The organism is Pseudomonas sp. PDM20 (assembly GCF_014852575.3).
Classification (GTDB): Bacteria; Pseudomonadota; Gammaproteobacteria; order Pseudomonadales; family Pseudomonadaceae; genus Pseudomonas.
This window is the reverse complement of sequence record NZ_CM181224.1, coordinates 2,377,724-2,402,366: the sequence shown is the minus strand read 5'-3', so window position 1 is coordinate 2,402,366 and position 24,643 is coordinate 2,377,724. Positions and strand designations below refer to the sequence as shown.

18 protein-coding genes are annotated in these 24,643 nt (G+C 66.8%); 9 read left to right on the top strand and 9 right to left on the bottom strand.

All coding sequences use genetic code 11. The annotated features are described in order from the left end of the window. Window positions 1-3: 3 nt before the first annotated feature. Window positions 4-2,535, bottom strand: coding sequence for an autotransporter family protein (locus IB261_RS11245; RefSeq protein WP_225606127.1), 2,532 nt, complete (start codon window positions 2,533-2,535; stop codon window positions 4-6). A gap of 405 nt (window positions 2,536-2,940) precedes the next feature. On the opposite strand from IB261_RS11245, the gene IB261_RS11240 reads away from it, so the two are divergent. Then, complete coding sequence (locus IB261_RS11240) at window positions 2,941-3,864, top strand: MBL fold metallo-hydrolase (protein WP_081516629.1); 924 nt, start codon at window positions 2,941-2,943, stop codon at window positions 3,862-3,864. Here the strand turns inward: IB261_RS11240 and IB261_RS11235 are convergent. Further along, the gene (locus IB261_RS11235; protein ID WP_151186628.1) at window positions 3,858-4,751 is read right to left on the bottom strand and encodes a LysR substrate-binding domain-containing protein; all 894 of its coding nucleotides are present in this window, start codon (window positions 4,749-4,751) and stop codon (window positions 3,858-3,860) included. The two genes, IB261_RS11240 and IB261_RS11235, sit on opposite strands and share 7 nt — an antisense overlap. A 379-nt stretch (window positions 4,752-5,130) precedes the next feature. Between IB261_RS11235 and IB261_RS11230 the strand changes: the two genes are divergently transcribed. Further along, window positions 5,131-6,672 carry a nucleobase:cation symporter-2 family protein gene (locus IB261_RS11230; protein ID WP_168190470.1) on the top strand — a complete coding sequence of 514 codons (1,542 nt, stop codon included), beginning with the start codon at window positions 5,131-5,133 and terminating at the stop codon, window positions 6,670-6,672. 70 nt (window positions 6,673-6,742) lie between these two features. Here the strand turns inward: IB261_RS11230 and IB261_RS11225 are convergent, their stop codons facing one another. Together IB261_RS11225 and ptrR are read right to left on the bottom strand one after the other, a co-directional pair. Next, window positions 6,743-7,669, bottom strand: coding sequence for a choice-of-anchor Z repeating domain-containing protein (locus IB261_RS11225; RefSeq protein WP_192383077.1), 927 nt, complete (start codon window positions 7,667-7,669; stop codon window positions 6,743-6,745). Between the two features lie 192 nt (window positions 7,670-7,861). Then, window positions 7,862-8,740, bottom strand: coding sequence for a putrescine utilization regulator PtrR (ptrR, locus tag IB261_RS11220; RefSeq protein WP_081516626.1), 879 nt, complete (start codon window positions 8,738-8,740; stop codon window positions 7,862-7,864). A 144-nt stretch (window positions 8,741-8,884) separates the two neighbouring features. Here ptrR and IB261_RS11215 point away from each other — a divergent pair, with 144 nt between their 5' ends. Continuing rightward, window positions 8,885-10,270 carry an NAD-dependent succinate-semialdehyde dehydrogenase gene (locus IB261_RS11215; RefSeq protein ID WP_192383079.1) on the top strand — a complete coding sequence of 462 codons (1,386 nt, stop codon included), beginning with the start codon at window positions 8,885-8,887 and terminating at the stop codon, window positions 10,268-10,270. A 79-nt stretch (window positions 10,271-10,349) separates the two neighbouring features. Here IB261_RS11215 and IB261_RS11210 read toward each other — a convergent pair whose 3' ends face one another. The 5 genes from IB261_RS11210 to IB261_RS11190 form a co-directional block, all read right to left on the bottom strand. Continuing rightward, window positions 10,350-10,877 carry a DUF3828 domain-containing protein gene (locus tag IB261_RS11210; RefSeq protein WP_192223016.1) on the bottom strand — a complete coding sequence of 176 codons (528 nt, stop codon included), beginning with the start codon at window positions 10,875-10,877 and terminating at the stop codon, window positions 10,350-10,352. A 320-nt stretch (window positions 10,878-11,197) separates the two neighbouring features. After that, entirely contained in the window at window positions 11,198-12,514 is a 1,317-nt protein-coding gene (gene qhpG / locus IB261_RS11205; protein ID WP_192383080.1) for a flavin-dependent monooxygenase QhpG, read from the bottom strand. Between the two features lie 178 nt (window positions 12,515-12,692). After that, the gene (qhpE, locus tag IB261_RS11200; RefSeq protein ID WP_192383081.1) at window positions 12,693-13,364 is read right to left on the bottom strand and encodes a subtilisin-like serine protease QhpE; all 672 of its coding nucleotides are present in this window, start codon (window positions 13,362-13,364) and stop codon (window positions 12,693-12,695) included. Next, the gene (locus tag IB261_RS11195) at window positions 13,354-15,081 is read right to left on the bottom strand and encodes an ABC transporter ATP-binding protein (RefSeq protein WP_192383082.1); all 1,728 of its coding nucleotides are present in this window, start codon (window positions 15,079-15,081) and stop codon (window positions 13,354-13,356) included. Before IB261_RS11195 ends, qhpE begins: the two co-directional genes overlap by 11 nt. Then, complete coding sequence (locus IB261_RS11190; protein ID WP_192383083.1) at window positions 15,081-16,979, bottom strand: sigma-54-dependent Fis family transcriptional regulator; 1,899 nt, start codon at window positions 16,977-16,979, stop codon at window positions 15,081-15,083. The genes IB261_RS11195 and IB261_RS11190 overlap by 1 nt, the downstream gene beginning before the upstream one ends. A 250-nt stretch (window positions 16,980-17,229) precedes the next feature. Between IB261_RS11190 and IB261_RS11185 the strand changes: the two genes are divergently transcribed. From IB261_RS11185 to IB261_RS11160, 6 genes are all read left to right on the top strand, one after another. Then, window positions 17,230-17,634: a MerR family transcriptional regulator gene (locus IB261_RS11185; RefSeq protein WP_081516619.1), complete on the top strand. Its 405-nt coding sequence runs from the start codon at window positions 17,230-17,232 to the stop codon at window positions 17,632-17,634. A gap of 168 nt (window positions 17,635-17,802) precedes the next feature. Beyond that, window positions 17,803-18,966: an isovaleryl-CoA dehydrogenase gene (locus IB261_RS11180; protein WP_024765596.1), complete on the top strand. Its 1,164-nt coding sequence runs from the start codon at window positions 17,803-17,805 to the stop codon at window positions 18,964-18,966. Between the two features lie 114 nt (window positions 18,967-19,080). Further along, window positions 19,081-20,688 carry a carboxyl transferase domain-containing protein gene (locus IB261_RS11175; RefSeq protein ID WP_151186620.1) on the top strand — a complete coding sequence of 536 codons (1,608 nt, stop codon included), beginning with the start codon at window positions 19,081-19,083 and terminating at the stop codon, window positions 20,686-20,688. 10 nt (window positions 20,689-20,698) lie between these two features. Then, window positions 20,699-21,496 carry a gamma-carboxygeranoyl-CoA hydratase gene (locus IB261_RS11170; RefSeq protein ID WP_138216247.1) on the top strand — a complete coding sequence of 266 codons (798 nt, stop codon included), beginning with the start codon at window positions 20,699-20,701 and terminating at the stop codon, window positions 21,494-21,496. Further along, window positions 21,496-23,457, top strand: coding sequence for an acetyl/propionyl/methylcrotonyl-CoA carboxylase subunit alpha (locus IB261_RS11165; protein WP_192383084.1), 1,962 nt, complete (start codon window positions 21,496-21,498; stop codon window positions 23,455-23,457). Before IB261_RS11170 ends, IB261_RS11165 begins: the two co-directional genes overlap by 1 nt. A gap of 178 nt (window positions 23,458-23,635) precedes the next feature. Continuing rightward, the gene (locus tag IB261_RS11160) at window positions 23,636-24,538 is read left to right on the top strand and encodes a hydroxymethylglutaryl-CoA lyase (RefSeq protein WP_081516614.1); all 903 of its coding nucleotides are present in this window, start codon (window positions 23,636-23,638) and stop codon (window positions 24,536-24,538) included. The last annotated feature ends 105 nt before the right edge of the window (window positions 24,539-24,643 follow it).

Below are 24,643 nucleotides of genomic sequence, written 5' to 3'. Positions count from 1 at the left end.
CGATCACCAACGGATCCGCAGGCCGATAGCACCGCTCAGAGACTCCTGGTTCTCGCTGTCGACATTGCCGCTGTAGGTGGTCGAAGCGTACAGCGCGACCTCCTCGGACAGGCGCGCGGCGATGCCGCCACCGATGTCCATGGCAGAGCCCTGGTGATCGGTGCGAATGGCATTCGTGTGGTCGTAGACCACCGCGTCGCGGCCACCGAAGTTGTGCCAGAGGTTGGTACGCAGCCAAGGCTCCAGCGGCGTGCCGTTGACCAGGTAACGGCCCTTCAGGCGCGCGCCGAGCCGACCGGTGTAGTACTCCTGGTTGTCGAAGGAGACGTGGGAAATACCATCGTTGTCGCTGTCCAGCGAGACCTTCTGGACGATCAACTGCGCCTGGGGTTCGACCACCCAGCGCAGACTGACCGGGATCGGCCGGCCGACCTCGGCGGATACCGCCCAGGCGTGGCCATCGAGGTCGAGCTTGTAACCGCGCTCCGAACGGCTGCGTCCGTCCAGGCGTGTACCCATGGCCAGCAGGTCGAGGTAGCCGCCAGCGGGGCTGCTCAAGGTCCAGTAGGCGCCCAGGTTGTCTGCATCTAGATCGAGATCGCCTGCGCGCAGGCTCTCGAAGCCGAGATTGAAGCCCCTGACATCGCCATCGACACTCGAATGCCCGACGAACAGGCCGGCGCGCTGGATATAGCCGTTGTCCATGGCCGCGCCAAACAGGTCATGGCCGACCTGGAAGCCGTTGAGGTGGCCATCGAAACTGGGCGAAACGGTGCCCGACCAGCTCTGTCGCAGACTCTGCCCCATCACCCGCACCCAGCCGGCCGGCGCACCGCCGGTTTCACCAAGCAGGCTCTGTTCACCCTGGCGCTCGTGGAAGGTACCGATGGCACTGGTGACCAGCAGCGCCGCCACGGGTGGGACGGCGGAGTACACCGGCACTTCCGGGCGGTAGATGACGATGGTTTCGCCGGGGTTCGGCGTGGGCAGCGACGGAGTACCCGGAGCCGCCACCGGCGCGGTGGCCGCGGGTTCCAGCGGAGCTTGCGGACCGGGGACTGTCGGCTGAGCAGGAGGGACAGCTGGCGGCGTTACCGGTGGCGTCGGCGGCGGCTCAGGTGGCGTGCCGGGTGGATTTTCCGGTTGTTCGGGCGGTGTGACCGGTGGCTCTACAGGCGGCTCAGGCGGTGCTACCGGCGGCTCAGGCGGAGTGACCGGTGGCTCAGGCGAGTTGGCCACACTGGAACGCAGGTACCAGGCGTTCTCCGAGCCGGCGGTGTAGCCACCCTTGAACAGGTAATACTGATAGGGGCCGGCGGAAAGTCCGTGGGCCAGGCGGAAGGCATCGCTGCTGCTAACTGCGCCCTGCCCGGCTTCCACGACCTGAATGCCGTTCAGCTCGGTGAGAGCACCAGCGCCGCCGAGGTTGCTGACCTCCAGCAGCGTATTGCCGGAAAGGCCACCGCGATTGACCACCAGGCGGTCGGAAGGGGCATCGTCACCGGCCAGTACGGCCTGCAGGCGCACGCTGCCATTCTCGCCGAGGTAGTCACCATCGATCGAAAGGCGATCGGCAGCACTGGTACCAGAGGCAGTGAGGTCAATGACCCCGGCATTCACCACCCGCGCATTGAGGGCACTGTTGAACGGCAGAATGCTCCCGCGGCTGGAGGTCAGCAGGCTGCTGGAGTCCAGCAACAGGCTGCCGGTACCGCTGCCGGCGTCGCCCAGCCCCAGGCTGTCATTGAGGTCCAGCCGCGCCCCCTGGGTCAGCGCAATGCTCTCCCAGCCGACGTAGCGCCCGCCCCGGTTGGTCGTGCTGCCGACAAAGGTGAGGCTGTCGCTCCCCGGCCCACCATCGAGGGAGGAAGTGCTGGCCAACTGGGTTTCGCTGAGGTTGCGCAACTGCGCCGTGTCGTCGCCATCGCCCATGAAGATGGCGCTGCGCACGGTGCCGCCACCCTCCCAGGTCAACCGATCGTTGCCGGCACTCAGCAGGACCTGCCCGCGAATGACGCCGCCGTTGATCGTGACGTTATCGTCGCCGCCGCTGAGGCTGACATTTCCGCCAATGCTGCCGCCGGAAACGATGACGGTGTCATGGCCGAAGCCGGTAATCAGGTTGCCGATGATCGAGCCGCCGGAAAGCTCGAAGAGGTTGTTGTCCAGTTTCATGTCCACCCGGCCGATGGTGCCGCCACTCATGGTCGCCGTGTCGCCGTCCTCGAAGGCCCCGACGATGGTGCCGCCAGTCATGGTGAAGGTATCGTGCTGGTCGCCCTGGGCCAGCGAGCCGATGACACCGCCGGTCATGCTGAAATCGTCGCCGCCCTCCCCCTGGTTGACAGCACCCTGGACCGCTCCCGCGCTCATGTGGAAGCTGTCGGATCCACTGCCCAGGCTGAGGCTGCCGCCGATGCTGCCCGAATCCATGACGACCGTGTCGTCGCCGTTGCCAAAGGCAACGTTGCCGGTGACGACGCCGCTGCCCCCGGCGGGAAAAGTCAGGCTGTTGTTGCCCGCCGTATCACTCAATGACGCGGCGGTCCCGGAACTGCAGAGGTGTGGATCGTTCCCCGCCCCCGGAGAAAAACTGCAATCGGCCCGGGCGGAGGCTTCCGGCAGGAGCAGAGCCAGCGGCAGAAGCGCTCCCAGGGCTTGATGCAGGCAGGACCTTGTCATCGTGGGTTGTATCCCGGTGATGGCTCTCCGAAAGTCATAGTTGAATGGTCGGATATGACAAGGCAGCCGATCGGCTGCCGCTTCGCTTTCCCGCCCCCCGCTCTGGCAGGCGATACGGACCATGCCGGCGGATGCTTTAGCCGGACGCCAGCCTGAGGCTTTAGAAATCGTGCATTGAAGTACACCCTCGCCAGCGGTGAGATGGGCCGGCGGACAACCCGCCACCCCCGACAACAACGAGAAAGAGGTTCGCGCCCCATGCGCACGCTGATCAAAGCCCTGGCCCTGGCTTCCACCACACTCCTCGGCGCGCCCTTCGCCACGACCGCCGCCGAAGCCCCCAAGGCCGAAGCCCCCAAGGCTGAAAAGCCGGCCTTCGTGGTACACAAGCTGACGGACTTCCTCTACGCCATCGGCGAGCCGAACTACTACCAGAAGAATTATTCGTACCTGCTGGTGGGAGCGAACCAGGCGCTGATGTTCGACTCCGGCGCCAACCAGAAGGAAGACATCACCCAGGTCGCCCGCCAGATCACCGACAAGCCGCTGTCGGTGCTACCTTCGCACCTGCACTTCGACCACCTGGGCGGGCTGCACAACTTCCAGAGCATCTACCTGGTGGATACGCCCTTCACGGCGAAATTCCGCCGTGCCGACGGCCTCTACCAGGTGCCCGAGCCGGTCTACCTGGGCAACATCGACCACATGACCCTGGCGCCCTTCAAGGTCTCGCGACTGGTGAAGCCCGACGAGGTGATCGACCTGGGCGGTCTCAAGCTGCGCCTGCTGAGCATGCCCGGCCACACCCCGGACGAAGTGGCGCTGCTCGATGAGGCGCACAACATCCTGCTCTCCGGTGACCACCTCTATCCGTCCTGGCTGCTGGCCGGGAATCTCAAGGACTACGTCGCCTCGCTGGACGCCACGCTGAAGGTGATCAACCCGCAGACCACTCTCTACGGCGCCCACGCCGACGAGGACCCGAGCAAGGTACCGGCCATGACCTACGCCGACGTGGTGGCGGTGCGCGACAAGATGCAGCAGATCCAGGCCGGCCGCGCCAAGGGCGAAGCCTTCAGCGACCCGGAGCTGATCAGGAGCTCGGAGCTGTACAAAGTGGAGAAGGACATCAGCATCCTCACCGATATCCAGTTCACCGATGGACGCGGTTACGGCTACTGAGCCGGCTCGCTGATCGACAGCAACCACTCGATGAACGCCCGGACCTCCGGGCGTTCGCGTTTCGCCTCAGGGCAGACCACGTAGTAGTTGTGCACCGCCGCCACCGAGATCGGCAGCGGGCGCACCAGCCGGCCTTCGTCGAGGTCGCGCTGTGACACCGTCTCATCGCTGAGCGCCACGCCGAAACCATCGCGCGCGGCCTGCAGGACCATGCCGAAGTCTTCGAAATGGATGTCCTCGGCACCACCCCGACTGTATCCAGCCTCGGCCAGCCATTGCTGCCACTGGCTGCCGTCATCCTCATGCAGCAACCGGTGCCGCGCCAGATCGGCGGCCTCGACGATGGCCAGCGGCCCGCGCAGGTATTGCGGGCTGCACACCGGCGTCATGCGGATGCCATGCAGCAGGCGCCACCAGACACCCGGCCAGGGCGGTGTGCCGTAGATCACCGCCACGTCGGCGCGGCGCCAGTCCACCTGCGGCATGCCCGGCGCGGTGATCACGCTGACCCGCACCGAGCGCGACTCCTCCATGAAGCGCAGCAGCGGCCGGGTCAGCCACTCCACGCCTTCGGCCGGCGGGATCGACAGGCAGATGTCCACCCTGTCCTCTTCCAGCCGAACTCCCGCCTGCAACGCCTGGACCGCCTCGGTGATCTCGCCCATGGCACTGGCCACGCGCTTTTGCAGCTCGCGGCCGCTGTCGGTCAGCACCAGCTGACGGCCGCGTTTCTCGAACAGCTCCACGCCCAGGCTGGCCTGCAGCGCCTTGACCTGCTGGCTGACCGCGCCCGTGGTGACGTGCAGCTCGACAGCAGCCGCGGCCAGGCTGCCCAGGCGGGCCACGCTTTCGAACACCCTGAAACTGTGCAGCGGTGGGAGGGCCATCTCTTTTCGAAATCCAACGAAAACCAAGGCGGACGGTTATAGCAGGAGCAGCCTTCGCCGGGGAGGACGGCGAGCACGGCGCATCACTGGCCCGCAATTTGCGATGACCTGTGTACAGGTGGCCGGCACGAGTCTTTCAGAGACTTGCATGCAGCCAAGTGGTGCTTTTGGATTCAAACATGCACACATTTCGTGCAACACACTCCGGGTCAGGAATTCATGCAGAAAGCCGATTGCAGAGCCATCCACCCCGATAAAACACATAACCGACCGGTCAGATTCCGGACCATCGACCGCAAACATGTATACAAAACAGTGGATATTCACCACGGACTTTGTCTACAGTGGCCCCACAACAAAAACAAGCGAGTCCTCAGCCATGAATGATCGTTCAGCTGTAGCGTCCGCCGGAGCACGCCCGGAAGACGAGAACCTCGGAATCGGCGCCAACCTGGCGTACGGCCTGCAACACGTTCTGACCATGTACGGCGGTATCGTCGCCGTGCCCCTGATCCTCGGCCAGGCGGCCGGGCTCTCCCCCAGCGAGATCGGCCTGCTGATCGCAGCCTCTCTCTTCGCCGGTGGCCTCGCCACCTTGCTGCAGACCCTCGGTCTTCCCTTCTTCGGTTGTCAGTTGCCGCTGGTGCAAGGCGTGTCCTTCGCCGGTGTGGCCACCATGATCGCCATCCTGGGCGGCGGTTATGAAGGCGGAGGCCTGCCTGCCGTGCTCGGCGCAGTCATGGTGGCGTCGCTGATCGGCTTCCTGATCACGCCGATTTTCTCGCGCATCACCAAGTTCTTCCCGCCCCTGGTGACCGGTATCGTGATCACCACCATTGGTCTGACGCTGATGCCGGTGGCGGCGCGCTGGGCCATGGGTGGCAACTCCAAGGCGCCCGACTTCGGCAGCATGAGCAACATCGGCCTGGCGGCCATGACCCTGGTGATCGTCCTGCTGCTGAGCAAGCTGGGCAGCGCAACTATCTCGCGTCTATCGATCCTGCTGGCCATGGTAATCGGCACCCTGATCGCCGCTGCCCTGGGCATGACCGACTTCTCCCGTGTGGCCGAAGGCCCGATGGTTGCCTTCCCGACGATCTTCCATTTCGGCATGCCGACCTTCCACGTCGCCGCCATCATCTCGATGCTGCTGGTGATCATGGTGACCCTGGTGGAAACCTCGGCGGACATACTCGCCGTCGGTGAAATCATCGGCACCAAGGTCGACTCCAAGCGCCTGGGCAACGGCCTGCGCGCGGACATGGCCTCCAGCATCGTGGCGCCGATCTTCGGCTCCTTCACCCAGAGCGCCTTCGCCCAGAACGTCGGCCTGGTGGCCGTGACCGGCGTGAAGAGCCGCTACGTGGTCGCCACCGGCGGCCTGATCCTGGTGACTCTCGGCCTCCTGCCAGTGATGGGCCGGGTGATCGCTGCGGTGCCCACATCCGTTCTCGGTGGCGCCGGCATCGTCTTGTTCGGCACCGTAGCTGCCAGCGGCATTCGCACCTTGTCCTTCGTGGACTACCGCAACAACATGAACCTGATCATCGTCGCCACCTCCCTGGGCTTCGGCATGATCCCGATCGCCGCCCCGAGCTTCTACGAGCATTTCCCCAGCTGGTTCGCCACCATCTTCCACTCGGGCATCAGCTCGGCCGCGATCATGGCCATCGTTCTCAACCTGCTGTTCAACCACTTCAAGACTGGCAACTCGGACCAGCAGTCGGTGTTCGTCGCCGCCAGCGAGCGCACCCTGCGCTATCAGGACATCGCCGCGCTGAACGACGGCGACTACTTCCAGAACGGCAAGCTGTACGACGCCAAGGGCAACGAGGTTCCGCTGATCAAGGACGATCACGACAACCACCACGCGCCAGCACCCCGCCCCTCACGACGAGAGGCGGAAAACAGCAGCGCCTGACGCTCAGTCAGACGCCCATGAAAAAGGCCCCTTCCGGGGCCTTTTTCGTTCTTGCCAGCCAAGGGCAACTTCAGTGCAGCGCCACCGCAGAGTCTTCTTCGGCCGAAGCCACCACCATCGCCACCGGACCAGCGTGCGGCGGCTCTGATTCCGCTTCGGCCTGCGGCGGCGCGCTCACTTCCAGCATCAGCGACGCAGAAGGACCACCACCCGGCGGCGGGTTGACCACCACCACGGCCAGGCTGCCGCCAACGGCGACATCCTCGGGCAACAGCTGGAAGGCCAGGCGCGAACTGTCGGCCAGCGACGTTTCGCGCTCCTTTCCATTCACCTGCACCCGCGCGCCACGGCTGAAACCCTTGCCACGCAGGGTGACGTAGAGCGACTGGGCATCGAGGACCGGCGGCTGTGCTTCGGTGATAACGGCGAGGGGGTTTTCCAGCGGGTCCTTGCGCCGCGCGTCACCGGCCGGATGGCGGATGCGAAATAGCGCATCAAGGAGGACGGCGAACTTGTCGGTACCCTGCTTGGACGCCATCCCCACCAGAGCGGCCATGGCCATCAGCCCATAGAGATTGACGCTGGCCGGTTCGCTGGCGCCGCTCACCGTGAGCACCACCGCGCGCACGATCAGGTAGAGCATCAGCGCCAGCGCCATGCCGATGCAGGGCTTGAGCAGGTACCACCAGATCCAGCTGGCCATGAAGCGGTCGTTGCCGACGAAGTCGCCGAAGGACTTCGCGACATGGACGAAACTGCCCAGCGCGCCTGCGACCATGACCATCACCAGCAGCCGCGCGTCCGGGCCAGGACACCAGCCGACCAGGCATTGCACGCCGGGGTCGCCCACTGCGCCGGCGCGAGGAAACTGCGGGTAGGACTGCGGCCACAGGCCGACCAGGGCGACCGCAAGGGTCAGGGCGAGGAGCATCAGCCCCGCCCCCATCAGGGTGATCTGCAGGGTATTGGCGCGTCGTCTCTTGCTGCGTGTCTCCATCATGCGCTCCGGGCAGAAGGTCAGCGGGAAAAACGCCCTGCCGCGAAGGGTGTTTCCCGCCTTCGCACGACGAACAGAGAAACTCACGTTAGCGCAGCGCCAAGCCGCTGCAAGAGGCCCTGGTGAATTTTTAACCGCTGTCTCGACGGCGTTACGTAACGCTGGCGAAACGGCGCGCGCGAAGTCCCGCGCTCAGGCCACTTCAGCCTCGGACAGGGGCGCATCCAGTAGTCCGATAAATGCCCGCAGCGCCGGCGTATCGGTGCCGCGCCGCCAGAACAGCCAGGTCGTCGCGTCGGCATGCTGCGGCGCCAGGCGATGGATCGCCACGTTGCGCCCGCCAGCCAGGCTTTCGAACATCGCCCGCGGGATGATCGCCACGCCGCCGCCCGCCGCGATGCAGGCGAGCATGCCGTGGTAGGACTCCATCTCCATGATCTTGCCCGGCACCACGCGGTGCTCGGCGAACCAGCCTTCCAGGCGCTTGCGGTAGGAGCAGGTGTCGCGGAAGGCGAACACCGTCTCCCCCGCCACGTCCCGCGCGTCATGCACCGGTGCATGGTGCTTGGCACTCATCAGCACCAGCTCCTCGCGGTACACCGGCTTGCCGTCCAGTTGCGGATGGTTGGCCGGGCCATCGGCAAAGGCGGCGATGAAACGGCCGGAGAGCACGCCGTCGATCATCTCGCCTGAGGGGCCGGTAGACAGGTCCAGCTGCACCTTCGGGCACTGCTGGTGATAGCGCGCCAGCATCTCGGGAATGCGCACCGCCGCCGTGCTCTCCATCGAACCCAGGGAGAAGCCGCCATGGGGCTCGGCGCCCACCGCCACCTGCCGGGCCTCTTCCACCAGATCGAGGATGCGCTCGGCATATTCGAGGAAGCTGCGGCCGGTAGGCGACAGACGGAGGCGCAGCTTCTCGCGGATGAACAGCTCGGTGCCCAGCTCCGCTTCCAGCTGCTTGATCCGCGTGGTCAGGTTGGAAGGCACGCGGTGTAGACGGGCCGCGGCGGCGGTGATGCTGCCCTCGTTGGCGACGGCGCGGACGATTTCCAGCTGGGTGAGGTCCATAATTCTCTCCGAGAGAAAGAGTCTTTCTTGATTATTCATTTTACATGAATGGTTGCGCATCTTAATTTCTGCGCCATCCCGGAGCCACCGCGCCCGGACGAACGACCGGCCTTGCGCCCCCCCCTAGAACAAGCAGGACTCACCATGAACCAGATCGCCGCCATCCCCGCTGCCATCTCCCGCAGCCCCGCCACCGGCCAGGAACTGGCCCGCTACACCTTCGAAGACGCCGCCCAGCTGGAAACCTCGCTGGCCCACACCGATGCCGCGTTCCGCCAATGGCGCGACACCAGCATCGCCGAACGTGTCGCCGTGCTGCGCAAGATGGCCGAAGTCCTGCGCGCCAACGTCGAGCCGATGGCCCGCATGGAAGCCCAGGAAATGGGCATGCCGGTCACCCAGGCCCGTGGCGAGATCAACAAGTGCGCCAACCTCTGCGAGTGGTACGCCGACAACGGCCCGGCCATGCTCGAAGACGAGAAGACCAGCATCGAAGGCGCGTACATCTCCTACCTGCCGCTGGGCCCGGTGCTGGCCGTGATGCCGTGGAACTTCCCCACCTGGCAGGTCATGCGTGGCGCGGTGAGCATCATCCTGGGCGGCAACACCTACGTCCTCAAGCACGCGCCGAACGTCATGGGCTGCGCCTATCAGCTGCGCGACGCGTGGCTGCAGGCCGGCCTGCCCGAAGGCGTGTTCGAGGTGCTGAACGTCGAGCCGCCGCTGGTCTCCAAGGCCATCGCCGATGACCGCATCGCTTCCATCGCCGTGACCGGCAGTGTCGGCGCCGGCGCCGCCATCGCCTCCCAGGCCGGTGCCGCGCTGAAGAAGTGCGTGTTGGAGCTGGGCGGTTCCGACGCCTTCATCGTGCTCGCCGACGCCGACCTCGATGCCGCCGTGAAAGCCGCCGTCGCCAGCCGCTTCGGCAACTGCGGCCAGGTTTGCATCGCCGCCAAGCGCATGATCCTCGAAGAATCCATCGCCCCGGCCTTCACCGAGAAGCTGCTGGCAGCCGTCAAGGCGCTGAAGATTGGCGACCCGCTGGCGGACGACACCTTCGTCGGCCCGATGGCCCGCTTCGACCTGCGTGACGAACTGGACGGCCAGGTACAGCAGGCCATCGCCGATGGCGCCACCCTGCTGCTGGGCGGCCACAAGCTCGAAGGCGAAGGCAACTACTACGCACCGACCGTGCTGGCCGACGTAAAACCGGGCAACACCGCGTTCAGGAAGGAAATCTTCGGCCCCGTCGCTTCGCTGATCGTCGCCCGAGACGCCGAGCACGCCCTGGAGCTGGCCAACGACAGCGAGTTCGGCCTCTCCGGCGCGATCTGGAGTGCCGACAAGGCCAAGGCCCAGCACATGGCCCGTCGCCTGGTCAGCGGCGGCGTGTTCATCAACGGCTTCTCCGCCTCCGATCCCCGCGTACCGATCGGCGGCGTGAAGAAGAGCGGCTTCGGTCGCGAGCTGTCGCACTTCGGCCTGCGCGAGTTCACCAACCCGCAGACCGTGTGGATCGACCGCAAGTAAGTCGCCCCACAAAAAAGGCCCCTTCGAGGGGCCTTTTTTATTGCGCGTCACAACGCCCACACCGCTCCTACAATGTACGTCAGGGCTTGCTCGCGTCCTTCTTCAGCTGCAGCAGCTCCAGGGTGCTATGCCGCAGGTTCTCGGCCAGGCTGCCCTGCTCGTTGAAGCAGTCTTCGACGAGCCAGCCGCCAGCCGTGCGATGCAGCAACAGGCCGAGATCGCGATCCTCCCCCGTCAGGGCATCCTTGAGCACTACCCGTGCCTTGATGCGCTCGTCGTCCACCGGAGTGAACGCCAGCGACTTCACCTTGATATCGCCCCAGTCCTGGCAATCACACAAAGGGTCGCCACCGAGGTAGCCCAACTCGCCATCGGCGGCGTCCTGGTCAGCCTTCATCAGTGCGATCAGCGAGGCATCGTAGACGTCCTCTTCCTTCAATGTCGGGTTCGGCACGCCCGGGCCGTCCGGCGTATAGCTGGCGTACAGCCGGCGCAGGAAGCGTTCGGCGCTGGCGCTATCGGTCGCCGACGTCGAGGCCGCGAGCGAAGTATCGAAGAGCGTCAGCAGGATCAGCGACAGGGCGAAAGCGGATCGCAGGAAGGCCATGGGATTCTCCATCGGTCAGCCGGTCATCATCGCCCGACGCGGCCTCGAAATTCCGTGAAGTGGTTAAAGCTGCAGTCGATAGCCCTGGGACAAAAAACAGATCCGTAGGGCGCATAACGCCTACGGTGTTATCCGCCACACCCAGTCACCGGCTAGCGCCGGAGTAGGATGGGTGGAGCTTGCGATACCCATCGAGCGACCCCTCCCAGGAATTGATGGGTATCGCTTCGCTCCACGCCATCCTGCGAAGAGCCCTCACGCGAACGTCCAGCGGACCCATAACGCCAGCGGCGCTATCCGCCATGACGGGGGCTGCGCAATCAGGATCGCGGACGATATCCCTGGGACAGCAGCCAGCCCTGGAAGGCCCGGCGGCGCTCCGGCGGCAGGTCTGCCAGCACCTGGGCCTCGGGCTCCGCGCGCAACCGCCGCAGCCAGGGCGCCAGCTCCAGCCCGTCGAGGTGCCAGATGCCCAGCGGCTGATCGGCGCTGACCACCACTTCCGCCTCGTCGACGAACTCACCCTTCAACACGGGAGCGCGCTCGATACGCAGGCTGGCGAAGTCCGCCGACATGTGGCTCGGCTGCTCGTCGGGCCAGGCGCGGCGCGCCTGCCAGAACGGCAGATCGGCCCACTGCGTTTCGCTGGCATAGAAGTCGCGGCCGACACGGGCGAAGCGCAGGAACAACTGCTCGACCCGCTGCTGATGGAAGCGCTTGGCCAACTCCGCCCGCTCCGGCGCGCGCAGCAGCGTGTTGATCACCAGCGGCGCCTGCAGGGCCGAGGACAGCGACTGGAAGATGCCATTGCCGGACAGCGGGTCCACGGCCATCGCCGCATCGCCCACGCGAATCCAGTAGTCGCCACAGGCTTCCAGGCAGAGGATCGCCGTGCTGCTGCGGGCGTGCAGGTCCAGCTCGTGCTCGGCGGCATCGCCGAAGAACTGTCGGACCAGCGTCGACGCGGCGCGGCGCTCGCGGCAGTAGTCCAGCAACTGCTCGCGGGGCGGCAGTTGGCTGCAGGCAACATCCAGGGTGAGCTGCCAGTAGCAGCGCCCGTCCTCCAGCCGCGCCATCCATGCCCAGCCATCGGCCAGGCTTTCCACCGCCGTCGCCAGCGGGCCAGGCGCGCCCTGCCAGCGATTGAGCAGGCTGAGGGTTTCCGGGCCGCGCCGGGCCTTGCTGCCCTTCTGGTTCAGCGGCGCCTGCCGGCCGCGGGCCTCGACCAGAAAGGCGCCCTGCACTTCGCGGCCGCCTTCGAGCTTTACCCGCCAGCCGGGGGCTTCTTCCGCCACGGTCAGCACCTGGGCTTCGATCAGTTCGACGCCGGCTTGCTTCAGGTCCTCGCGCAGCCCGGCATCGAAGCGCGGGCGGTCGAGGACGCATTCGATGTTCTGCGCGCTTGCCACGCCGTTCCAGTGCACGCGCCGTTGCGACGGCGGCGCGGCGCACGCCAGTGCGCGCTGCAGGCCGGAATTGCGCAGACCTTCCAGCACGCGCTGGGACACACCTTCCACCGCAGCGAAGCGACGCCATTCACTGATCACGGTGACGGGGTGTCCGAGACGGCGCAGGCCGAGGCCGACCGCCGCTCCGGCCGGGCCGGCACCGAGGATCAGGATGGGGAGATCAGTCATGCTCCGGATGCCCTCACCCTAACCCTCTCCCAGAGGGAGAGGGGACTGTTCGGTGCTTTTGGAGGTTTCTGCGCACGCCGATAGCAATGGACAAACGCCAGAGATGAGCCCCTACGGAGGACGGCCCCCTCTCCCTCCGGGAGAGGGCTGGGGTGAGGAGGACGGACTCGACCTCCACTCACAACCCCACCCTCCGCTCAATCCCCCGAAAAGCCGCCTGCGCCCGCATCAGCTCGACGAGCTGAACATTCGACAACTCCGGCCGCTCCGCCAGCAACGCCGCCAGATGCCCAGCGAATGCCGCGCATCCCAGGCTCGCACCGGAGCGCCCGCCCACCTTCACCGCCGCACCGAAATCGGCCTGCGGGCTGTCCAGCCAGGACCACTCGCCCTCGCCGCAACGGGCATCGCCGGTCACCCGGATCACCCCCGCGTAGCTTGCCGGGAACACCGGCTCGCCCCGCGCCGGGCTGGACGCGCAAACCAGTACGCCGGCCTCGATCAGCTCCGTCACGGCTTCGCGCAGGATCGGCCGGTCCTGGCGCACGCCCAGGCTCAGGTTGATCAGCCGCACACCCTGCTCGCCGAGCCAGTGCAGCGCGGCGGCGATCTGCAGCGGGCTGGTCACGCCACGCTCATCGAAGACCTGGGCGACGGAAAGGCGAGCTTCGGGCGCCTGGGAAAGAATCGCTTCGCAGACGACGCTGCCGTGGCCCAGTGCATCCACCACAGGCTCGCCGTCAGCATGACCGTCATCAGTCAGGAAGAACCGCCGCGCACCGCTGACGCTCGCGGATTGAGCCTCGGCAAAACCACTGTCGACCACTCCAACCCGCAGTTCAGGCCTCATGCTGCTGCACCAGCTGCGCCTCACGCACACGCATCTGCCCATCCTGCAACTCCAGGTGCAGGTCGGCGGCGGCCAGGGTCGAGGTGCGGTGGCTGATCAGCAGCCGCGTGCGCCCGGCGAACAGTCGGTCGATAGCCGCGATCACCTCGCGCTCGGTGCTCTCGTCCACCTGCGAAGTGGCTTCGTCGAGCACCAGGATCAGCGGGTCCTGCAACAGCGCGCGGGCGATGGCGATGCGTTGCTTCTGGCCGCCGGAAAGCTGCTGACCCCGTTCGCCCAGGGGGCTGTCGAGGCCTTCGGGCAGGCTGGCGATCAGGCTGTCCAGCTGCGCCGCGCGGGCGGCCCTGTCGATGGCCTCGCGGCTCGACTCGGGCGCGCTGTAGGCCAGGTTGTCGGCGAGGCTGCCGCGGAACAGCACGATGTCCTGGCTGACCACCGCCACGCGCCGGCGCAGGGCGTGCAGGTCGAGTTCGCGCAGGTCGATGCCGTCGAGCAGGATGCGCCCCTGGTCGGGGTCGTAGAAGCGTTGCAGCAGATCGATCAGGGTGCTCTTGCCGACCCCGGACGGGCCGCTCAGGGCAACCTTGAGGCCGGCGGGAATCACCGCCTGCACATCCTGTAAAACCGGCTGCACACGGCCAGGCCAGGCGTAGTGCAGATTCTCCAGGCGCAGCTCGCCCACCGCCGGCATCGGTCGCGGCGCGGCGGGCGAAACGATGGTCGCTTCCTCGCCACGCAGCTCCATTACCCGGCCGAGGCTGACGGTCATGCGCTGCAGCGCGACGTACAGGCCGAGCAGGCTCTGCACCGGCCCGATGGCCATGCCCAGGTAGGTGGAAAAAGCGATCAGCGAGCCGAGCTGCCAGGTGCCCTGCACCACCCAGTAACCGCCGACCAGGAAGGCGCAGGCGCGGGACAGGGACATCAGCGTGCCGGGCACCGCCTGGGTGAAGAACTCGGTGAGTTGCAGGCGCAGCAGTTGGCCGAGGTAGCCCTGCCCCAGGCCTTCCAGGCGCCCGGATTCGCGGGATTGCTGGCCGGCGGACTGGATGAATTTCATCGCCGGCAGCGTCTCGACGAAGAACGACGACAGGTCTGCCGAACGCTCGCGCAGGCCCCGCGCCTCGCGCTCCACCTTGCGCCGCATCCAGCGCAGCCAGAGCACGTCCAGCGGAATCAGCAGCGCCACCAGCAGCGAAAGCTTCCATGACAGGGTCAGCAGAAGCACCAGCGCGCCGACCAGGCCGATCACGCTGGAGACCGCGGAGAACAGCGAGTCCACGGCGAAGCGCTGGATCTCGGCGACGTCGCCGTCGAGCCGGGACATCAGGTCGCCGATGCGGCGGCGGCCGAAGAAGCTCGGCGAGAGCGTCTGCAGGTGGCGGTACAGCGCGTCGCGCAGGGAGAACAGGATGCGTCCGGACAGGCGCGTGTGCAGGTAGCGGTTCAGGCCGGACAACGCCGTGCCGACCAGGCCGACGACGATCATCGCGCCGGCCACCATCACCAGCACCGGGAAATCCCTCGCCAGCAGGCCGTCGTCGATCAGCGTCTTGGTCAGCCAGGGCTGCGCGAGCACCAGGATCGAGGCACAGAAAGACAACCCGAGCAGGCCGGCAATGGCGGTCTTGTGCGGCCGCACGAAGCCGTACAGCCAGCGCAGCGAGGCCTTGAGCTGCTGCGGGTCCTCGGTGTCGATAAGGCGGGTGAAGAACATCAGCCCACCTTGAGTTGCTTGAGCTTGCGGTACAGCGTGGCGCGGCTGATACCCAGTGCGTCGGCGGCGGCGGAGACGTTGCCCTGGTGGCGCTCCAGTGCCTGGCGGATCAGCTCCAGTTCGTTCTCGCGGATGCTGCCGCTCTGCGGGCGCTCGCCGGCGGCGAGTTCGTCCAGGGTGCTGTCGGGCAGGTGCTCGAGGGCCAGTTCCTCCTCGCCCTCCTCGCGCATGGCCAGCGCGGTGCGCAGGACCATCTCCAGCTGGCGGATGTTGCCCGGCCAGTGGTACTCGCGCAGCAGGCCGAGCAGCTCGGCGGAGAGCTTGACCTTCGGCGCGCCCAGGCGCGCCAGCAAGCCAGTGGCGAGCTCGGCGAGGTCGTCGCGCTCGCGCAGCGCCGGCAGCTTCACGCTGATGCCGTTGACGCGGTAGTAGAGGTCCTCGCGGAAGTGCTTTTCCTCCACCAGGCGCTTGAGGTCGCGGTGGGTCGCACAGATCAGCGCGACGTCGATGTCCTGTTCCTCGCCCGCGCCCAGCGGCGCCACCTTGCGCTCCTGCAGCACGCGCAACAGGCGCGCCTGCAGGGCCAGCGGCATGTCGCCGATTTCGTCGAGGAACAGCGTGCCGCCATGGGCCTGCTGCAGCCGGCCGACCATTCCGCCGCGCCGCGAGCCGGTGAAAGCGCCGTCGCGGTAGCCGAACAGTTCAGATTCGATCAGGCCCTCGGGGATCGCCGCGCAGTTCACCGCGACGAAGGGTTTGTCGCTGCGCGCGCTGGCCTGGTGCAGGGCGCGGGCGACCACTTCCTTGCCGCTGCCGGTTTCACCCAGCAGCAACACCGGCAGTTCGTTCACCAGACCCTGGCGCGCCATGCGCAGGGCGCGGGCGTAGCGCGGGTGGCTGCCGGCGAGGGCTTCGAGTTCGGGGCCGGCGGCCGGGCGCGGCGCGCGGGCGCTGACCGGCACCGCGTGGCTGCGCAGCGGCGCTTGCAGCGTCTTGTAGAACAGCTCGCCCTTGGGCGTCTGCAGGCTGCCGACGCCGCCCTGGTAGAGGCGGCCGAGCAGCTGGTCGCCGCGCAGGCCGAGGAAATCCTCGCTGCGCCGGCCCACCAGGCTCTCTCGGTTGGCACCAAGCAGTTGGCAAGCCTGGCCGCTGACGGCCAGTACCTTGCCGTCCAGCCCCAGCGCCAGCAAGCCCTGCCAGGCGGAATCGAGGTACTGGCGACGGTAATGGAAGGCGATCACCACCTGCCCCGGATGGCTGACGGCGAACAGCCGCGCCTCGATCTGGAACACCGCGAGACTGAGCAGCGAGAGGCTTTCGCGCGGGCCGGAGAGCGGCCCTTCACGGGTCATGTCGAGCACACCGAGCAGTGTGCCCTGCGGCCCCTCGATGGGCACCGAGGTGCAGGAGAAACGGCTCAGGCGATCGAGGAAGTGTTCGCCGCAGTCGATCTGCGTGGCGCGCTTCTCTACCAGCGCGGTGCCCAGGGCGTTGGTACCGCGCGAGGCTTCGCTCCAGCAGGCGCCCTGGACGATGTCGGCCAGGCCCTTGCTCTGCATGCGCTCGCGGGCGCCTTCGACACAGAGGATGGTGGCGTCGGCGTTGGCCAGGATGATCACGCCGTCGTGGCCCTGGCGCTGTTGCAGGTAGTCGAGTTCGGGGGTGGCGGCGTCGAGCAGCAGGCGGTTGCCGGCCAGCAGCACGTCGGGCTTCACCCGCGTATCGAGGCCGTGCTCGGTGCCGCTGGCGCAGTCCAGGCCATGGCCGACACTGCGCCGCCAGGAGGCGTCGATTTCCTCGCGGAGCACGCCGCTGGGGACTTCGCCTTCCTGTTGCAGGCGTTCACGGGCCAGGTGGGCTTCACGCAGCAGGTCGCTGCTTATTGTTCTTGTAGTCATGCATCGCTCCGGTAGGTTCCGTGCCCCTTTTCAGGGATGTCGGGGCGCGGAACTCGCAGGCTGGTCAGGGCTGTGTACACCCGCAGACGGCGTCAGTAAAGGGGAAGCCCCAGGTAGGAAAGTCTAGTAGGGAGCAGCAGGCAATTCCCGCGCCACTCCCCCTTCCTACGCCGCCTTCGAGTTGTATTGACACTGACTCAAGGCAGGTTTACGTTAACGTAAAGGTAAACGACCTAGCAAGAGCATTCCCATGGCCACGACCTACACCATCTCCGAGCTTGCCCGCGAACTGGACGTCACCACCCGCGCCATCCGCTTCTACGAGGAGCAGGAAATGCTCAGCCCCGAGCGTCGCGGCCAGGAGCGCGTCTACAGCGCGAAGGACCTGGTGGCACTGAAGCTGATCCTGCGCGGCAAGCGCATCGGCTTCTCGCTGGCCGAGTGCAAGGAGCTGATCGACCTCTACGACCCCAGCAGCGGCAACACCAAGCAGCTGCAGACCTTCCTCGACAAGATCACCGCGCGCCGCGCACAGCTGGAACAGCAGTTGCTCGACATCGAGCAGATGAAACTGGAACTGGACACGGCCGAGGAGCGCTGCCTGGCGGCCATGGCCGAGACCGACAAACCCCGCAAGCAGCGCGTGCCGGTTTAAGACAATCTCCTGGGCCTCGCGAGCTAGAGCCAGGCAAGGCGAAAGGCGCCGAGAACGCGGAGTTTACGCTTGTAAATGAGCAGTTCTCGGCGGCTTTCAACGCAGCATGGCCGACGCGCAGCAGGTCCATTCACCCATCAGATTACAAATACAAGTACAGGTGATCCCATGAGCTACCCCTCCCTCAACTTCGGCCTCGGCGAAACCATCGACATGCTGCGCGAGCAGGTGCAGGGCTTCGTCGCCAGCGAACTCGCCCCGCGCGCCGCGCAGATCGACGCCGACAACCTGTTCCCCATGGACATGTGGAAGAAGTTCGGTGACATGGGCCTGCTCGGCATCACCGTCGCTGAGGAGTACGGCGGCGCCAACATGGGTTACCTGGCCCACGTCATCGCCATCGAGGAAATCAGCCGTGGCTCGGCTTCGGTCGGCTTGTCCTACGGCGCGCACTCCAACCTGTGCGTCAACCAGATCAAGCGCAACGGCAACGCCGAGCAGAAGGCCAAGTACCTGCCCAAGCTGATCAGCGGCGAGCACATCGGCGCCCTGGCCATGAGCGAGCCCAACGCCGGCTCCGACGTGGTGTCGATGAAGCTGCGCGCCGAGAAGCGCGGCGACCGCTTCGTCCTCAATGGCAGCAAGACCTGGATCACCAACGGCCCGGACGCCAACACCTACGTCATCTACGCCAAGACCGAGCCGGAGAAAGGCGCCCACGGCATCACCGCGTTCATCGTCGAGCGCGACTGGAAAGGCTTCAGCCGTGGCAGCAAGTTCGACAAGCTGGGCATGCGCGGCTCGAACACCTGCGAGCTGTTCTTCGATGACGTGGAAGTGCCGGAAGAGAACGTACTGGGCGCAGTCAACGGCGGCGTGAAGGTGCTGATGAGCGGCCTGGACTACGAGCGCGTCGTCCTCGCCGGTGGCCCGATCGGCATCATGCAGGCCTGCATGGACGTGATCGTCCCCTACATCCACGACCGCAAGCAGTTCGGCCAGAGCATCGGCGAGTTCCAGCTGATCCAGGGCAAGGTCGCCGACATGTACACCCAGCTCAACGCCAGCCGCGCCTACCTCTATGCCGTGGCCCAGGCCTGCGACCGTGGCGAGACCACCCGCAAGGACGCCGCCGGGGTGATCCTCTACACCGCCGAGCGCGCCACCCAGATGGCCCTGGACGCCATCCAGATCCTGGGCGGCAACGGCTACATCAACGAGTTCCCCACTGGCCGCCTGCTGCGCGACGCCAAGCTCTACGAGATCGGCGCCGGCACCAGCGAAATCCGCCGCATGCTGATCGGCCGCGAGCTGTTCAACGAGACCCGTTAAGCCTAACTCGCCGATTCGTAGGATGGGTGGAGCGAAGCGATACCCATCAGCTTGACCTGCGATGGGTATCGCAGGCTCCACCCATCCTACCTGCCCTTCGCACGTGGAGACGCCATGACCATCCTCGGCACCCAACTCAACACCCGTTCCCCGGAATACGCCGCCAACGCCGCGACCATGCTGGAGAACGTCCAGGACCTGCGCGCCGTCCTCGGCCGCGTCCATGAAGGCGGCGGCGCCGCCGCCCAGGCCAAGCACACCGCGCGCGGCAAGCTGCTGGTGCGCGAACGCATCAACCGCCTGCTCGACGCCGGCTCGCCCTTCCTCGAAGTCTCCGCCCTCGCCGCCCATGACGTGTACGGCGAAGACGTCGCCGCCGCCGGCGTGGTCGCCGGCATCGGCCGCGTGGAAGGCGTGGAATGCATGATCGTCGGCAACGACGCCACGGTGAAAGGCGGCAGCTACTACCCGCTGACCGTGAAGAAGCACCTGCGCGCCCAGACCATCGCCCAGCAGAACCGCCTGCCGTGCATCTACCTGGTGGACTCCGGCGGCGCCAACCTGCCGCGCCAGGACGAAGTCTTCCCCGACCGCGAACACTTCGGCCGCATCTTCTTCAACCAGGCCAACATGAGCGCCCAGGGCATCCCGCAGATCGCCGTGGTGATGGGCTCCTGCACCGCCGGCGGCGCCTACGTGCCGGCGATGAGCGACGAGACCATCATGGTGCGCAACCAGGCCACCATCTTCCTCGCCGGCCCGCCGCTGGTGAAGGCCGCCACCGGTGAAGTGGTGAGCGCCGAGGACCTGGGCGGCGCCGACGTGCACTGCAAGACCTCCGGCGTGGCCGACCATTACGCCGAGGACGACGAGCACGCGCTGGCCATCGCCCGCCGCTGCATCGCCAACCTCAACTGGAGCAAGCAGGGCCAGCTCAACACCCGAGCTCCGCGCGCCCCGCTGTACGCCAGCGACGAGCTGTACGGGGTGATCCCGGTGGACAGCAAGCAGCCCTTCGACGTGCGCGAGATCATCGCCCGCCTGGTCGACGGCAGCGAATTCGACGAGTTCAAGGCGCTGTTCGGCACCACCCTGGTGTGCGGCTTCGCCCACCTGCACGGCTACCCGGTGGCGATCCTCGCCAACAACGGCATCCTCTTCGCCGAGGCCGCGCAGAAAGGCGCGCACTTCATCGAACTGGCCTGCCAGCGCGGCATCCCGCTGGTATTCCTGCAGAACATCACCGGCTTCATGGTCGGCCAGAAGTACGAGGCCGGCGGCATCGCCAAGCACGGCGCCAAGCTGGTCACCGCGGTGGCCTGCGCCCAGGTGCCGAAGTTCACCGTGATCATCGGTGGCAGCTTCGGCGCCGGTAACTACGGCATGTGCGGCCGCGCCTACGACCCGCGCTTCCTGTGGATGTGGCCCAACGCGCGGATCGGCGTGATGGGTGGCGAGCAGGCCGCCGGCGTGCTCGCCCAGGTCAAGCGCGAGCAGGCCGAACGCGCCGGTAACGCGCTGTCGGCCGAGGACGAGGCGAAGATCAAGGCGCCGATCCTCGAACAGTACGAGCGCCAGGGTCACCCCTACTACTCCAGCGCGCGCCTGTGGGATGACGGTGTCATCGACCCGGCGCAGACCCGCGACGTGCTCGGCCTGGCCCTCTCCGCCTCGCTCAACGCGCCTGTCGAAGCCACGCGCTTCGGCGTCTTCCGCATGTAAGGCCGCAGCCATGACCGACTATCAGAACATTGAGCTTGATATCGACCCGCGCGGCGTCGCCACTCTCTGGCTGAACCGCCCGGAGAAGAACAACGCCTTCAACGCCCAGACCATCGCCGAGCTGATCCAGGCGCTGGCTGCCGTGGCCAGCGACGAGCGCGTGCGCCTGGTCGTGCTGCGCGGCCGCGGCCGGCACTTCTGCGGTGGCGCGGACCTGGCGTGGATGCAGGAATCCGTGCAGCTGGACTACCAGGGCAACCTCAACGACGCCCAGCAGCTCGCCGAACTGCTCTACAACCTGCACCAGCTGAACAAGCCGACCCTCGCCATCGTGCAGGGCGCGGCCTTCGGTGGTGGCGTCGGGCTGGTGGCCTGCTGCGACATGGCGCTGGCCGCCGAGGACGCGCAGTTCTGCCTGTCCGAAGTGCGCATCGGCCTGATCCCCGCGACCATCGGCCCGTTCGTCACCAAGGCCATCGGCCAGCGTGCCGCCACCCGCTACGCCATGACTGCCGAACGCTTCAGCGGCCTGCGCGCCCGCGAACTGGGCCTGGTGGACGAGCACTACCCGGCCGCCGACCTGGATGACGAAGCCGACGCCTGGATCGCCAACCTGCTGAACAACAGTCCGGCGGCCCTGGTGGCCTGCAAGGCGCTGTTCCACGAAATCGGCGCCGGCGAACTCACGCCCGAGCGCCGCCGCTACACCGAAGCCGCCATCGCCCGCATCCGCATCAGCCCCGAAGGGCAGGAAGGCCTGCGCGCCTTCCTGGAAAAACGCAAACCGGCCTGGCAGGAGCAAGTCTGATGAAGAAGATCGATACCCTGCTGGTGGCCAACCGCGGCGAGATCGCCTGCCGCGTGATGCGCACCGCCAAGGCCCTGGGCCTGACCACCGTGGCCGTGCACAGCGCCACCGACCGCAACGCCCGCCACGTCGAAGAGGCGGATATCGCCATCGACCTGGGCGGCGCCAAACCCGCTGAAAGCTACTTGCGCGCAGACGCCGTGCTGGCCGCCGCGAAAGCCGCCGGCGCCCAGGCCATCCACCCCGGCTATGGCTTCCTTTCGGAGAACGCCGGCTTCGCCCGCGCCTGCGAAGAGGCCGGACTGGTGTTCCTCGGCCCGCCGGCCAGCGCCATCGACGCCATGGGCAGCAAGTCCGCCGCCAAGGCGCTGATGGAAACCGCCGGCGTGCCACTGGTACCCGGCTACCACGGCGAGGCGCAGGACTATGCGACCTTCCAGCGCGAGGCCGAGCGCATCGGCTACCCGGTGCTGCTCAAGGCCGCCGCCGGTGGCGGTGGCAAGGGCATGAAGGTGGTCGAGCGCGAGGCCGAACTGGCCGAGGCGCTGGAGTCCGCCCAGCGTGAAGCACAGTCCGGTTTCGGCGACTCGCGCATGCTGGTGGAGAAGTACCTGACCAAGCCGCGCCACGTGGAAATCCAGGTATTCGCCGACCAGCACGGCAACTGCCTGTACCTCAACGAACGCGACTGCTCGATCCAGCGTCGTCACCAGAAAGTGGTCGAAGAAGCGCCGGCTCCGGGCCTCTCCCTGGAACTGCGCCAGGGCATGGGCGAGGCCGCCGTGCGCGCCGCCCAGGCCATCGGCTACGTCGGCGCCGGCACCGTGGAGTTCCTCTACGACGAAGGCAGCGGCCAGTTCTTCTTCATGGAAATGAACACCCGCCTGCAGGTGGAGCACCCGGTCACCGAAGCCATCACCGGCCTCGACCTGGTCGCCCTGCAGATTCGCGTTGCCCGTGGCGAACCGCTGCCGATCACCCAGGAACAGGTGCCGCTGATCGGCCACGCCATCGAAGTGCGCCTCTACGCCGAAGACCCCGAGGGCGGCTTCCTGCCTGCCAGCGGCCACCTCGCGCTGTACCGCGAACCCGCCGCCGGCCCCGGCCGCCGGGTGGACAGCGGCATCCGCGAGGGCGACGACATCTCGCCGTTCTACGACCCGATGCTGGCCAAGCTGATCGCCTGGGGCGAGAACCGCGAGGAAGCGCGCCAGCGCCTGCTGTCGATGCTCGGCGAAACCGCCGTCGGCGGCTTCAAGACCAACCTGGCTTTCCTGCGCCGCGTGCTGGCCCACCCGGCCTTCGCCGAGGGCGAGCTGGATACCGGCTTCATCGGCCGCTACCAGGATGACCTGCTGCCCGCGGCCACCGCCCTGCCCGAACGTTTCTGGCAGCTCGCCGCCGAAGCCTGGGTGCAGAGCGAAGCCGCCCGCGTGCGTGGCGACGATGCCCATTCGCCATGGTCCGCCCAGAGCGGCTGGCGCAGTGGCCTGCCGGGGGAAACCGACCTACACCTGCTGGCCAAGGGCGAGTCGCATGTCGTGCGCCTGCGCCACGCTGATGGCCAGCGCATTGCGAATCTGGACGGCCAGTATCTGGACGTGAAGGACGGCGACATCCGCCGCCGTCACCAGGTGATCCGCCGTGGCGACAGCCTCTACCTGGAATGGAACGGCGAGCTGGTCAGCGTGCAACGCTTCGACCCTATCGCCGAGGCCGAAGCCGCGCACTCGCACCAGGGTGGCCTGGGCGCGCCCATGAACGGCAGCATCGTGCGCATCCTGGTCGAACCCGGCCAGAGCGTCGAAGCCGGCGCCGCGCTGGTGGTGCTCGAAGCGATGAAGATGGAACACAGCATTCGCGCGCCGCACGCTGGCGTGGTGAAATCGCTGTATTGCAGCGAAGGCGAACTGGTGTCGGAAGGTACGGCGCTGGTGGAGCTGGAGGAGGCGTCGGCCTGACGCCGGCTTTTGTAGGGCGCATAACGCGCCAGCGTTATCCGCCGCCAGACAATGGCGGATAAAGCGTTCCGCTTTATGCGCCCTACACGACTTCCGCTTGATGCCGCATTTGCAGGAGCGAGCAAGCTCGCTCCTGCAGAAAGCACCGCCCTTCGCGTGAACCCAACGAGGACATTCCATGACCCTGCCCCCATCCGTCCGCCTGGTCGAAGTCGGCCCGCGCGACGGCCTGCAGAACGAGAAACAGCCCATCGCCGTCGCCGACAAGGTGCGCCTGGTGGACGACCTCACCGCCGCCGGCCTGAGCTACATCGAGGTCGGCAGCTTCGTCTCGCCCAAGTGGGTGCCGCAGATGGCCGGCTCGGCCGAAGTCTTCGCCGGCATCCAGCAGAAGGCCGGCGTCACCTACGCCGCGCTGGCACCGAACCTGAAGGGCTTCGAGGCCGCACTGGAATCGCAGGTGAAGGAAGTCGCGGTATTCGCCGCCGCCTCCGAGGCCTTCTCGCAGAAGAACATCAACTGCTCGATCAAGGAGAGCCTGGAGCGCTTCGTGCCGGTGATGGAAGCCGCGCGCCAGCACGGCGTGCGCGTGCGCGGCTACGTCTCCTGCGTGCTCGGCTGCCCCTACCAGGGTGAGGTGGACGCGGAACAGGTTGCTGCCGTCGCTGCGGAATTGCACGCCATGGGCTGCTATGAAGTTTCCCTGGGCGACACCATCGGCGTCGGCACCGCCGGCGCTACCCGGCACATGTTCGAAGTCGTCGGCCAGCGCGTGCCGCGCGCGCAACTGGCCGGGCACTTCCACGACACCTATGGCCAGGCCACGGCGAACGTCTACGCGAGCCTGCTGGAAGGCATCGCGGTGTTCGACAGCTCGGTCGCGGGTCTTGGCGGTTGCCCCTACGCCAAGGGCGCCACCGGCAACGTTGCCACCGAAGACGTGCTCTACCTGCTCAACGGCCTGGGCATCCACACCGGCATCGACCTGGACCTGCTGATCGACGCCGGCCAGCGCATCTGCGCCGTGCTCGACAAGCCCAACGGCTCCCGCGTGGCCAAGGCGCAGCTGTCCAAGCGCTGAAGTCGGCGCAGACCGTAGGGCGCATAAAGCGGAACGCGTTATCCGCCGCCAGGCCATCGGCGGGTAACGCCCTACCCGGCTGACCTCATCTCCACATCCCGGTAC

Excerpts from the sequence above, each read along its gene's own strand:
- IB261_RS11240 (WP_081516629.1), top strand. The coding sequence starts at position 2,941 with ATGCGCACGCTGATCAAAGCCCTGGCCCTGGCTTCCACCACACTCCTC.
- IB261_RS11235 (WP_151186628.1), bottom strand. The coding sequence starts at position 4,751 with ATGGCCCTCCCACCGCTGCACAGTTTCAGGGTGTTCGAAAGCGTGGCC.
- IB261_RS11230 (WP_168190470.1), top strand. The coding sequence starts at position 5,131 with ATGAATGATCGTTCAGCTGTAGCGTCCGCCGGAGCACGCCCGGAAGAC.
- IB261_RS11225 (WP_192383077.1), bottom strand. The coding sequence starts at position 7,669 with ATGGAGACACGCAGCAAGAGACGACGCGCCAATACCCTGCAGATCACC.
- ptrR (WP_081516626.1), bottom strand. The coding sequence starts at position 8,740 with ATGGACCTCACCCAGCTGGAAATCGTCCGCGCCGTCGCCAACGAGGGC.
- IB261_RS11215 (WP_192383079.1), top strand. The coding sequence starts at position 8,885 with ATGAACCAGATCGCCGCCATCCCCGCTGCCATCTCCCGCAGCCCCGCC.
- IB261_RS11210 (WP_192223016.1), bottom strand. The coding sequence starts at position 10,877 with ATGGCCTTCCTGCGATCCGCTTTCGCCCTGTCGCTGATCCTGCTGACG.
- qhpG (WP_192383080.1), bottom strand. The coding sequence starts at position 12,514 with ATGACTGATCTCCCCATCCTGATCCTCGGTGCCGGCCCGGCCGGAGCG.
- qhpE (WP_192383081.1), bottom strand. The coding sequence starts at position 13,364 with ATGAGGCCTGAACTGCGGGTTGGAGTGGTCGACAGTGGTTTTGCCGAG.
- IB261_RS11195 (WP_192383082.1), bottom strand. The coding sequence starts at position 15,081 with ATGTTCTTCACCCGCCTTATCGACACCGAGGACCCGCAGCAGCTCAAG.
- IB261_RS11190 (WP_192383083.1), bottom strand. The coding sequence starts at position 16,979 with ATGACTACAAGAACAATAAGCAGCGACCTGCTGCGTGAAGCCCACCTG.
- IB261_RS11185 (WP_081516619.1), top strand. The coding sequence starts at position 17,230 with ATGGCCACGACCTACACCATCTCCGAGCTTGCCCGCGAACTGGACGTC.
- IB261_RS11180 (WP_024765596.1), top strand. The coding sequence starts at position 17,803 with ATGAGCTACCCCTCCCTCAACTTCGGCCTCGGCGAAACCATCGACATG.
- IB261_RS11175 (WP_151186620.1), top strand. The coding sequence starts at position 19,081 with ATGACCATCCTCGGCACCCAACTCAACACCCGTTCCCCGGAATACGCC.
- IB261_RS11170 (WP_138216247.1), top strand. The coding sequence starts at position 20,699 with ATGACCGACTATCAGAACATTGAGCTTGATATCGACCCGCGCGGCGTC.
- IB261_RS11165 (WP_192383084.1), top strand. The coding sequence starts at position 21,496 with ATGAAGAAGATCGATACCCTGCTGGTGGCCAACCGCGGCGAGATCGCC.
- IB261_RS11160 (WP_081516614.1), top strand. The coding sequence starts at position 23,636 with ATGACCCTGCCCCCATCCGTCCGCCTGGTCGAAGTCGGCCCGCGCGAC.